Annotated in this window: 12 protein-coding genes, 1 tRNA gene and 1 pseudogene; 8 read left to right on the top strand and 6 right to left on the bottom strand. The window is 65.3% G+C overall.

Annotated elements, in window-relative coordinates; translation table 11 throughout:
- Positions 1-821, bottom strand: a pseudogene (locus ACESK5_RS10940) (diol dehydratase reactivase subunit alpha); the annotation flags it as partial.
- 174 nt (positions 822-995) lie between these two features.
- Between ACESK5_RS10940 and ACESK5_RS10935 the strand changes: the two are divergent.
- Genes ACESK5_RS10935 through ACESK5_RS10925 form a run of 3 tightly spaced genes read left to right on the top strand, consistent with a single transcriptional unit; the run spans position 996 to position 3,713 of the window.
- Complete coding sequence (locus ACESK5_RS10935) at positions 996-2,738, top strand: propanediol/glycerol family dehydratase large subunit (protein WP_372911601.1); 1,743 nt, start codon at positions 996-998, stop codon at positions 2,736-2,738.
- Position 2,739: 1 nt separating this feature from the next.
- Positions 2,740-3,312 (top strand): propanediol/glycerol family dehydratase medium subunit, encoded by a 573-nt coding sequence (locus ACESK5_RS10930; protein WP_372911600.1) that lies wholly within the window; start codon positions 2,740-2,742, stop codon positions 3,310-3,312.
- 2 nt (positions 3,313-3,314) lie between these two features.
- Positions 3,315-3,713 (top strand): diol dehydratase small subunit, encoded by a 399-nt coding sequence (locus ACESK5_RS10925; RefSeq protein ID WP_372911599.1) that lies wholly within the window; start codon positions 3,315-3,317, stop codon positions 3,711-3,713.
- A gap of 75 nt (positions 3,714-3,788) precedes the next feature.
- Here the strand turns inward: ACESK5_RS10925 and ACESK5_RS10920 are convergent, their stop codons facing one another.
- The 3 genes from ACESK5_RS10920 to ACESK5_RS10910 form a co-directional block, all read right to left on the bottom strand.
- On the bottom strand, positions 3,789-4,139 hold the full coding sequence (locus ACESK5_RS10920; protein ID WP_372911598.1) for a hypothetical protein: 351 nt from the start codon (positions 4,137-4,139) through the stop codon (positions 3,789-3,791).
- A gap of 76 nt (positions 4,140-4,215) precedes the next feature.
- Positions 4,216-4,749, bottom strand: a complete 534-nt coding sequence (locus ACESK5_RS10915) for a cob(I)yrinic acid a,c-diamide adenosyltransferase (RefSeq protein ID WP_372911597.1) — start codon at positions 4,747-4,749, stop codon at positions 4,216-4,218.
- 19 nt (positions 4,750-4,768) lie between these two features.
- Complete coding sequence (locus ACESK5_RS10910) at positions 4,769-4,942, bottom strand: hypothetical protein (protein WP_372911596.1); 174 nt, start codon at positions 4,940-4,942, stop codon at positions 4,769-4,771.
- Positions 4,943-5,178: 236 nt separating this feature from the next.
- Between ACESK5_RS10910 and ACESK5_RS10905 the strand changes: the two genes are divergently transcribed.
- The 4 genes from ACESK5_RS10905 to ACESK5_RS10890 all read left to right on the top strand — a co-directional run bounded on the left by ACESK5_RS10905 (position 5,179) and on the right by ACESK5_RS10890 (position 7,567).
- Entirely contained in the window at positions 5,179-6,138 is a 960-nt protein-coding gene (locus tag ACESK5_RS10905) for a diphosphomevalonate decarboxylase (RefSeq protein WP_372911595.1), read from the top strand.
- A 129-nt stretch (positions 6,139-6,267) separates the two neighbouring features.
- Entirely contained in the window at positions 6,268-6,921 is a 654-nt protein-coding gene (locus tag ACESK5_RS10900; RefSeq protein WP_372911594.1) for a histidine phosphatase family protein, read from the top strand.
- Between the two features lie 316 nt (positions 6,922-7,237).
- Entirely contained in the window at positions 7,238-7,405 is a 168-nt protein-coding gene (locus ACESK5_RS10895) for a hypothetical protein (protein ID WP_372911593.1), read from the top strand.
- 77 nt (positions 7,406-7,482) lie between these two features.
- Positions 7,483-7,567: transfer RNA gene (locus ACESK5_RS10890), tRNA-Ser, on the top strand.
- A 151-nt stretch (positions 7,568-7,718) separates the two neighbouring features.
- On the opposite strand, the gene ACESK5_RS10885 is transcribed toward ACESK5_RS10890, so the two are convergent.
- A complete protein-coding gene (locus ACESK5_RS10885; RefSeq protein WP_372911592.1) occupies positions 7,719-8,999 on the bottom strand; it encodes a hypothetical protein in 1,281 nt (426 codons plus the stop codon).
- A gap of 1,068 nt (positions 9,000-10,067) precedes the next feature.
- Here ACESK5_RS10885 and ACESK5_RS10880 point away from each other — a divergent pair.
- Complete coding sequence (locus tag ACESK5_RS10880; RefSeq protein ID WP_372911591.1) at positions 10,068-10,196, top strand: hypothetical protein; 129 nt, start codon at positions 10,068-10,070, stop codon at positions 10,194-10,196.
- Here the strand turns inward: ACESK5_RS10880 and ACESK5_RS10875 are convergent.
- Positions 10,188-10,589: a hypothetical protein gene (locus ACESK5_RS10875; protein ID WP_372911590.1), complete on the bottom strand. Its 402-nt coding sequence runs from the start codon at positions 10,587-10,589 to the stop codon at positions 10,188-10,190. The two genes, ACESK5_RS10880 and ACESK5_RS10875, sit on opposite strands and share 9 nt — an antisense overlap.
- Position 10,590 lies beyond the last annotated feature (1 nt).

Raw genomic sequence — 10,590 nt, 5'->3', positions numbered from 1 at the left:
CCACGTTCGTTGATTATCTGGAGCTTCCCGGCCGGGATGGTCCGCTCCTCGACGTCGCCGCTCGGGGTCTTGATGACGACTGCGGACTTGTTCCCCACGAGTGCCCGCGCGACCGGGATGATCTTCTGTGTCTCCTCCGGCGAGAGGTCGAACACCGTCGCGATGCCGTACGGGTTCGAGAGTTCGTCGATGGACTTCCCGGTCGCCTGGGGAGCCACCTCGACGGCGGTCGGCTGACCACGGGGAATCTTGTCGAGGTCGGACACCTCGTCGACGATGGGTATCTCCACGTCGATGCGGTTGTGGATCAACACGGCGTCGTCCCGCTGGACGATGGCCCCGTTCACCTCGTACCCGTCGTCGACCCACTCGTTGACGAGTTCGGCGGCGACTGCGAAGTCGACCGTCTCGGGAACGAGAAACACGACCGGGTCGTCGGAGTCGTGGTCGGCTCTGTCCGCCGTGATCTCGACCGACGTCCCTCTGCCGAGTCCGACCCCACCCGGCGTCGACGGGTCGTGACCGATCATCGTCGACTCCGTGATGACCGTCTCGGTGATGGTCTCCATCGCCACGTCGCCGATGACCGGGGCCGCCTCGTTGAGCAGGACGCGGTCGATCTCGTCGACGTCGATTCCCGCACTCCTCGCGGCCCGTGAGAGCGCGTTCACCACCCCGGGGACGTTCTTCTTCGTCCCTTTCAGCCCCGTCGTCCGATACAGGGAACTGGCGACGAACTCGTGTGTTCCATCCGCCGACGTCCGCAAGAGCGCCACCTCGGTGCTCGAGTTCCCGATATCTACACCCGCGGTGTATGCCATGAGGTGACGTACGACGCTGGTGGAAAATACCTTTCCCAGCGACCAGTCGTCCCTCTCGACCACCGAATCCGTCGTCGTACACAAGCAGAGTTGTACTAGATATTACTTCGTTGCTTTATTCCCCATAATTAACTGTGAACATATATGCCGGTTGCTCCCCTGTACGCATCCGTAATGTCAGACAACGAAACGTCAGACGACACCACACCGCGTACTGACGGGTCGGGGGAGGTCGAGGAGACGACACCCAAACGCTCGAAGCGGTTCGAGGCGCTCGACGAGCGTGAGGTCACCAAGGACGGGTTCGTCAACGAGTGGCCGGAGGTCGGGTTCGTCGCCATGGAGAGCCCGAACGACCCCGACCCCAGCGTGACGGTCGAGGACGGACAGATCGTCGAGATGGACGGGAAGACCCGCGAGGAGTTCGACTTCATCGACCGGTTCATCGCCGACTACGCGCTCGACGTCGAGAAGGCCGAAGAGGCCATGGCGACGGACTCCCTGGAGTTCGCCCGCAAACTCGTCGACATCAACGTCCCGCGTTCGGAAATCGTCGAACTGTCGACCGCCATGACGCCCGCGAAACTGACCGAGGTGGTCAACCACCTCGACATTGCCGAGATCATCATGGCGATGAAGAAGATGCGGACGCGACAGACGCCGGGCAACCAGGCGCACGTCACGAGCCTCAAGGACAACGCGCCGCAGATTGCGGCCGACGCGGCCGAGGCCACCCTCCGCGGCTTCTACGAGGTCGAGACGACCGTCGGCGTCGCGCGGATGGCGCCGCTGAACGCACTCGCGCTCCAGATCGGTGCCCAGACCGGCCGCGGCGGTACCTTGCCGCAGTGTGCCGTCGAGGAGGCGACCGAACTCGAACTCGGCATGCGCGGGATGACGAGCTACGCCGAGACCGTGTCCGTGTACGGGACCGAGGACGTCTTCAAAGACGGCGACGACACGCCGTGGTCGAAAGCGTTCCTGGCGTCGGGGTACGCGTCGCGGGGGTTGAAGATGCGGTACACCTCCGGCGCCGGCTCGGAACTCAACATGGGCCAGGCCGAGGGCAAGTCGATGCTCTACCTCGAGACGCGCTGCATCCTCGTCACCAAGGGCTGTGGCGTCCAGGGCCTCCAGAACGGCGGCATCAGCTGTATCGCCATCCCCACGTCGGTCCCGGCAGGCGTCAAAGAGGTGGCGGCCGAGAACCTCATCACGATGATGGCCGACCTCGAAGTCGCCTCCGGAAACGACCAGACGTTCACCCACTCGGAGAAGCGTCGGACGGCCCGGATGATGCCGCAGTTCCTCGCCGGCACCGACTTCATCTTCTCGGGCTACAGCGCCGTCCCGAACTACGACAACATGTTCGCGGGGTCGACGTTCGACTCCTACGACTTCGACGAGTACAACATCCTCCAGCGGGACCTGCAGGTCGAAGGGGGCACGAAACCGGTCGACGAGGAGACGGTCCTCGAGTACCGCGAACGGGCCGTCAAGGCGCTCCAGGTCGTCTTCGAGGAACTCGGGTTCCCACCCATCTCCGACGAGGAGGTCGAAGCCGCCATCTACGCAGACGGCAGCAAGGACATGCCCGACCGCAGCGTCTCCGAGGACATCAAGGCCGCGGAGGAACTGATGGAAGAGGGCGTGACCGGCGCGGACGTGGTGAAGATACTGGCCGCGAACGGCTTCGAGGACATCGCCGAGAACATGCTCGGTATGCTCAAAGGTCGCGTCGCCGGCGACTACATCCAGACGTCCGGCATCTTCCTGGGTGACGGCGAGTTCGACGTCATCAGTGCCGTCAACGACCCCAACGAGTACCAGGGTCCCGGGACGGGTCACCGACTCGAAGGCGACGCCTGGGAGGAGAAGAAGAAGGTCCGGTTCGCGGTCGACCCGGAGGACATCTGAGATGGCCCAGGCACAGCAGCACGAACGGAAACTGGTGCTCACGGAGGCCGGCGAGGCCGAGGAGGGAACCGACACCGACGAGGTGGTCATCGCCATCAGCGTCGGGTTCGGCGAGATGAAAGACGAGACGCTCTCGGGCGTCAAACTCGCGGACGCGCTCCGCGAGATGATGGCCGGCATCGAAGAGGAGGGCCTCTCCGCCCGCGTCGTGCGGTTCCACGACAGCCTCGACCTCGGCGTCATCGGGCTCCGGGGAGCGAAGCTCAGCGGGTCGGGAATCTCGATCGGCATCCAGACCCGTGGGACGACGCTCATCCACCAGGAGGACCTCGTCCCGCTCAGCAACCTGGAGCTGTTCCCGCAGGCGCCGCTCATCGACCTCGAGACGTTCCGGGCCATCGGCAAGAACGCGGCGCTGTACGCCAAGGGCGAGACGCCCGAACCCGTGCCGGTCGCCAACGACCCGATGACGCGCCCGAAGTACCAGGCGCTCGCGGCGCTCTGGCACATCAAGGAGATGCAGTTGAAAGACGAGAACAAACCCCCGATGGAGATGGAGGTGGCCTTCGAGTAACCATGGCAGACGACATTCACTACCCGCTCGCGGACAACCCGGACGACGTCGAAACGCCCGCCGGGACCAAGCTCTCGGACATCACGCTCGAGAAAATCGTCGACGGCGAAGTCGACGGCTCGGAACTGGTTATCGCGCCGGAGACGCTGGAGAAGCAGGCCCGAATCGCAGAGGACGCCGGTCGACCGCAGCTCGCACGGAACTTCCGTCGGGCCGCCGAACTGACGGCCGTCCCGGACGACCGCATCCTCGAAATCTACAACGCGCTCCGTCCCAGCGGTGCCGAGAAGGAGAAGCTACTCGCCATCGCCGACGAACTCGAGGAGGAGTACGACGCCGAGATCAACGCGGCGCACGTGCGCGAGGCGGCCGAGGTGTACGAGGAGCGCGACCTCTTCTAGGACCCGGCGGCGCCCTCCGTCCGCGCATTGGGCGACTGCCCGTCCGCCGGGCCTCGACGCCGCAGCGGGCGCACCTCAGATGAACGGGTGGGCGTCGACGGCACGCATGTGCCGACACGACTGCTGGTCGAACCGCCGCCGTGCGGCGAAGCAGTTGCAGTCGACCGCGACGCCGCCCTCGACGCTCACGACGTGGTCGACCGTGGTCTCCATCGCGCGCCCCGGCGTCGGCTTCCGGTCGACGGCCGAGACCCGTATCCGCCCGTCGCCGACGACGGTGAAGCGGTACCGCTCGCTGTACTGTTCCCAGCCGCTGTCGCGGTTACGGTCGATCGTCTCTCTGAGCACTTCGATGTGCTCGCGCCCTCGGTCCGGACTGTCGTTGAGGGCGTCTCCGCCGGCGTCGCGAGCGTCCTCGTCGGTCATACCGTGCGGTACGTGTGCTCGGTACATAGCCGTTGTTTCCCACCGAGTCGACGGGGAAGCGTCGCTCCCCCCAGTATCAGTACGTCGGGTTCTCCTCGGGCACGCCGTCGCGCGCGTTCACGAGGCGAGCGAGCACGAACAGGAGGTCGGAGAGTCGGTTCAGATACGCCACCGTCTCGTCGTTGATCGGCTCGTCCTGCATGAGGACGATGGCACGGCGTTCGGCGCGCCGACACACCGCTCTGGCGTGGTGGAGTCGCGCGCCGGCGTCGCCCCCGCCTGGGAGGATGAACGCCGTCAGCGGTTCGAGTTCCTCGTCGGCGGTGTCGATCCACGTCTCGAGCTGTTCTGTGTGTTCCGCCCGGACGACGGGGTCATCCTCGTCGGGGTCGGGGTTGGCGAAGTCGGCCTGGAGGATGTGGAGGTGGTTCTGTATCTCCCGGAGCCACTCGTCGACGTCGTCGTAGCCGGTCGGGCGGACCCGTCCGACGAGGCTGTTCAGTTCGTCGACGTTGCCGTACGCCTCGATGCGTGGGCTCGCCTTGGAGACCCGCGACATGTCTCGCAGGTCGGTCTGTCCCTCGTCGCCGCGTTTGGTGTATATCTTCATCGGTGGGTGTCGGTCGCGTTCAGTCGCCTCGGACCAGTTCGCCGAGTTCCGCCTCGTGCCCGCAGTGGGTGCAGTACCACTGCTCGGCCGTGATTTCGTCGACGTCGATGTCGCTCAGCCCCCAGTAGCCGTCGCAGTTCCCACAGTTCACGTGGACCAGCGTCTCGACGTACGCCGTGTGGTGCCGTGTCATGTCGCGACAAGGGCCCGGACAGCTATTAAACGTGTGGCGCGTTGTCACGCCCGGGTGCGGCGTTCAGTCGCGTCCTGTGGCCCCCTGTCTCGCACCCGTCCGTCGCCGCCGCGCACAGTTATGAGCCCCGGGCCACTGGAGACACACGTATCCGATCACCCCCGTCGACTGGCCCCGTAGCGTCGGCGCGCGGGCGGAGACGACTCCGGACACACTATGACAGTGACGCTCATCCGATGAAAGCGACCGGCCGCGCCCACCCGATTCAGGGACTCGTCAAGTATCACGGACTCCGTGACCGGACGCGGAACGTCCCGTACCACGACTCCATCTCGGTCTGTACTGCACCTTCGGAGACGCGCACGACCGTCGAGTTCGGCCACGACTCCGACACGTGCCTCGTCGACGGCGACCCGGTCGACGACGAGGGGTTCGACCGTGTCCGTACCGTCCTCGACGTGGTCCGTGACCGCGCCGAACTCGCGTCGGGCGCGCGGGTCGAGTCGGTGAACACGTTCGCCTCGAACGTCGGCCTGGGTGCGTCGGCGTCGGCGTACGCGGCGCTCGCCGTCGCGGCCACCGCGGCCGCCGACCTGTCGCTCTCGCGCTCCGAGTTGTCGGCGCTCGCGCGGCGTGGGGCGACGTCTGCGGCCCGCAGCGTCCCCGGCGGGTACGCGCAACTCCGCGCGCGACTCCCGGCAGACGACTGCGTGGGCGAGCGTCTGGACGCGGCGTTCACCGAGGACGTCCGGATGGTCGTCGGACTCGTCCCCGCGTACAAGCGGACCTCGCGCGCCCACGCCGAGACGCCCGCCTCGCCGTTCTTCGAGGCCCGCCTCGCGTCCGTCCACGAGACGCTCGCGGCGGTCAGAGACGCGATTCGCCGTGGTGATTTCGCGAGCACGTTCGCGCTCGCCGAACGGGACTCGCTGAGCCTCCTCGCGACGACGATGACCGGCCCCGACGGCTGGCTCTACTGGCGGCCCGAGACGGTTCGCCTGTACGACCTCGCCGGTCGCCTCCGCGAGGAGGGCCTGCCCGTCTACTTCTCGTCGGACACCGGCGCGACGGCGTATCTGAACACCACGGCACGGCACGCCGACCGGGTCGCCGCGGAGGTGGAGTCGCTCGGCTTGGAGTCGCGGGTCTGGCACGTCGGCGGCCCGGCCACGCGTGTCGACGACCATCTCTTCTGAGAGGGCCCGACGACGGCGTACCGGCGTCCTCCTGTCCCGGGTCGGTGAGACATCGGTCCGACTCGGGCGGCTCCCCGTGCGGCGGGTGGCGACACAACATACATACTCCGCTCCCCCGTGAGTAGGGGCATGAGTCGTGTCCTGTGGCTCGTCCGGCATGGGGAGCGCCGCGACGAGGTGGACCCCTCGTGGGCGGAAGACGCCGACAGGCCGCACGACCCGCCGCTGACCGAGCGAGGGCGCTGGCAGGCCGAACGGGTCGGCGAGCGCCTCCGCGGACAGGGCGTCGAAGCCATCTACGCCTCGCCGTTCGTCCGGGCGACGGAGACGGCCCACCTCGTCGCCCGCGCGCTCGACCGACCCGTGTTCGTCGACCACGGCCTCTCCGAGCACCTCAACCCCGCGTGGTTTGACGTCGCGCCGTCGGTACTGACGCCCCGGAAACTCGCCGAGCGGTTCGACACCGTCGACCCCACGCACGACTCGGTGCTCCGCCCGAACTACCCCGAAACCGACACGGAGGCCACAGAGAGAACCGTCCGGGCGGTCAGACGACTTCTCGGCGACAGCCCCGAGACGAGTCTCTTCGTCGGCCACGGCCTCACCGTCGCCAGCGTCGTCGCCGCGTTCACCGGTCGGAGAGAGACACCGACGCCACTCGCCGGCGTCACCAGACTCGCTTCGTACCCCTGGGGCTGGGACGTCGACATCCTCGCGGACACGTCGCACCTGTCGGGGCCGGAGTCGACCGACGACGCGGTGGGCGACGACGTCGACGGGTGAAGGAGTGGCCGTCCGGACGTGGCTGACGCCAGCGACGGCTCAGCGGCCGACGACGCGAGGGAATGGGAGGGAGCGTGTGACTGTGTATCCCTCCACGTTCGAATACTCCGTTCGCGATAATAGCTGTTGTGTAAAATGAGTGATATCACTGGGACGCCAGCCCGAATCGAGCAGCGTGTGAGTGCCGACGAGTGCGACTGTCTCGAGCGCGTGACGCGCCAGTGACGCCCTCACTCGCGGTGGCCTCGCAGTCCCGTACTTTCACTTTCACCGCGCTAGGCAGAGCTACAAGCCGATCCGCACCCTCCTCGTTACTATGCTCGCCGCGAACGACACCCGTGAGCTCAGAACCCGCCGCCGCATCGAAATCACCGAACTTCCGGCCGACACCGTCGACGACTACGTCCGCATGCAGGGGCTCGACGCCGTCGAGTGTTCGCTGGAACGCCGCGGCGCACGCACCTACCTCGTCGTCGACTCCTGAGTCGACGAACCCCCCCGCTGTGTGTCACTTTCGGAAACCGAAACCCATTACTTACCTCGCCGTCCACTGTCGAGTGAGCCGAGGTAGCCTAGCCTGGCCAAGGCGGTAGATTCGAAATCTACTGTCCATTCGGACACGTGAGTTCAAATCTCACCCTCGGCGCTTCTTTCGACCCTGTTCCGACGAGTGGTGCGAGACTGCGAGTCGCCCGAGTCGTGTACTCCTCCGCTCTGTCCGAACCCTCGGAGGGCCGTGATAGGTGAACTTCGAGACACGAACCCGTCGTCACGAGGCCAAGGACTAACGACGCGTCTCACTCTGGCCCCGTCGAGTTTAGCTGTAACAGTCCCTTTCGGAGCGTACTCCAATCTTGGGCACTGAACAGGCAGAACTCGTTGCTGCCAACCGGATTGTACATCACGTTCCGTGCTGCGGAGAGGGATTTCCTGTGCAGAAGGTCGAACGCGGACTCTGCCGGGATTTGGGGGTCCTGAGCGTGCCCGAGGTCGAAGTTGTGCCCGATCTCTTGGCTCACAATGGTGGCGAAGTAACTGTCTCCCGGTGGGTTGACATTGAGAACGACTCCTGACACGTCCCCCGGCATCTGGGCCGTCCCTCCCAGGGGTCCTTCCTGTGTTTGCTGTGTCCTCACTGTCATCACCTTGTCTGCAACGTCCGGGCTACCGTTCGCGGCCTGCTCCTGGTTGAAACCCGTGAAGCGCTGTTTCACGGGTCCCCACGCGGGCCAGTCCGGGTCGAACGGCTCGGGGTCGACGTAGAACCGAAGGCCTGCCGAGAGGTCGCTATCCATCGGTGCGATACCTGCTCGAACGGGCATGTTGCGCTGGAGGAACTCCAGTGCGTCAAACACGGTAGACCACGCCTCCACCGACATCGGGAACGTATCGACGGTGATCAGCAGCCGCAAGTCTTTGGTGTCGTTGAACCGGTGGGTGCCCAGGTCGTTGGTACCGACGAGGATGCCGTCGCGGTAGAATCGTGCCACGAGGCGGTACGACCCGACGCGCGCGACCTGATCACCGTCGATGTAGAAGTTGACATTGTCCTCTTCGGAAAGGCTCTTCGCGGTGTTCGTGAAGTGCTCGGACATCTGGCCTGGGACTTCGAAGTTGAGTCCACCCGGACCAGAGATGGTGAGCGTGGCAAAATCGAGCTGCGATGACCCGTGTACGGGCACGTCGAAGTGTGAGCCATCCGGGAACGATAGCCCGCCGAACTGCGACTCCGCCGAGGGCGACCCGTACTCGTCCGTGGATTCGCTCTCGGCAAGCGGCAATACGACCGGCTGTTTGGCGCCGACGAAAACGCGTGCCAACGTATCCTTCCCGGCCACGAGTTCGTACTCCGGTAGGCCTTGCGTCACCTCGGAACCGAAGACCTTCGGATCTGAGAGGGCAGGGCTCTCCTGTGGGTCACACTCTTTCAACTCCGCTTCTCTCTCCGCGATCTCTGCCTGTACCTGCTTGACCAGGAAGACGAGTCCCAGACTGGTGAGGCCCAACGTCTGAAGCCACTCCGCCTTCTCCTCGAGTTCCCGAATTTGGTCACGGATCTGGTCACAGTGCTTCGTCATGACTACCGTATTATTGCATTCAGTATATATAATAATTTTTCATTATCTTTATAAAGAAACATATATGCGTGAACGCATATTCTACGACGCTGAGAAGTGCCGGGGCTCAGTCGGTTCGGCGAATCACCGCTCTCGTGAATCGAGAGCGCCTCGCACCGCTGATATCGGATGATCGGTGATAACGGACTCTGACGGCTCCACGACATGTGTCGGCTGGAACTGATGCCACACGATCTGTTCTGACAGAATAGTGGATTCGGCTCGTATCGACGGTATCGTCACAGGGGTCGCGGGCGACGTTTGGGCCGCTCCCCGTTCCGGCTCCCGACGCGGACCACGTCCAGACTCGGTTCGCTCGACGCCTCAGCTGGTTCTCCATCGACCTCGGCCGACTGGACCTCGTCGGCGAGGACGACGATACGTCGTGCAACACGAGCTGGTCACGCCCACCGCCGTTCCGAGTAGACGGTGTTCGTTCACGAATTGTTGAATTTATTCCATAATTCTCAACATTGATGCTCGGATGCGAGCGTATAACATCTGTGACCGACTCTGAGTGGACAGACGTTACAATGCCGCCGTCGCGATCTTCAACCGTCTACGTTCCACGCGCTGGCAGTTCGGCCGTCTTCCATACGAGCCTCCGCTGCCGTCACTGTCCGCCTTCGTCGCGGGCGCTCTCACGCGCGTCGGCACACGACGCGGGTTTCACCGAGTGTGAGACGTGCTACGAGGACCGCATCCACGAGACGGACGTACCGTTCGTGCTCTTCTCCCCGCCCCAGGTTCCGGTGTGTAGCCCGGTCTCGCGGGTCGACCCGGCAGACGACTGACCGCGTGGCCGACATCGGCTTCGAACCGGGACACACAATGGGGTCGGCTCGTGAACCGGCGAACTGGCCTCTCTGACCACGCGCCCGCGCCGGCCTCCTGAAGTCGGACTTCGACCATGCGGCCGGCGCGGGCGTGTCTCTCCTGTGTGTCGAGGCTGCCGACTCTCAGCGAAGACAACGGCGCCGAAACGCTGATGTGACCCGTGTGCATCGACCCGGCCATCGTTCGACCCTCATGAAGACCTGTGACACCTGCGGCGACCGCATCTACCGCGAAGCACCGAACAACGCCGAGTACGGCCTCTCCGTCGTCGACGGCCGACGGTATCCCGACGCGTGTCCCGGCTGTGGCGACTCACTGTGACGCGAGCCAGTCGGTGATGCGTTCGCCCCCGCGCCGTCCCGTCGTGTCGTCGGCGGACTCGGCGACGCGTTCGTAGTCGGCCAGCCACGCCTGTTCGTGCTCGTCTCCGCCCGGACGCTCGGTGGCGTCGGCGTCCGCGCCGAACGTCCCGTCGAGCGGTGCGGTCCCCCGGTGGAGCCACCCGACGAGGTACGCGTCGACGTCGGAGCGGTCGTCCGGGTTCGCGGCACGGATCCAGACGTGTGCGTCGTCGCCGGCGAGGCCGGCCGCCCACGCTTCGGCCTCGTCGCGGGAGTCGAACCGGTGGGAGGCGCCACGCTGGCAGACGACGCTCCCGACGGCGGCGTTCGACTTCCGCGCCGACTGCTTCACCTCGACGAGATACTCCGGCACG

Source organism: Salinigranum sp. (assembly GCF_041641895.1).
In the GTDB taxonomy this organism is placed as follows: Archaea; Halobacteriota; Halobacteria; order Halobacteriales; family Haloferacaceae; genus Salinigranum.
Note: the sequence above shows the minus strand (reverse complement) of the source record. Positions and strands in the feature narration are given on the sequence as shown.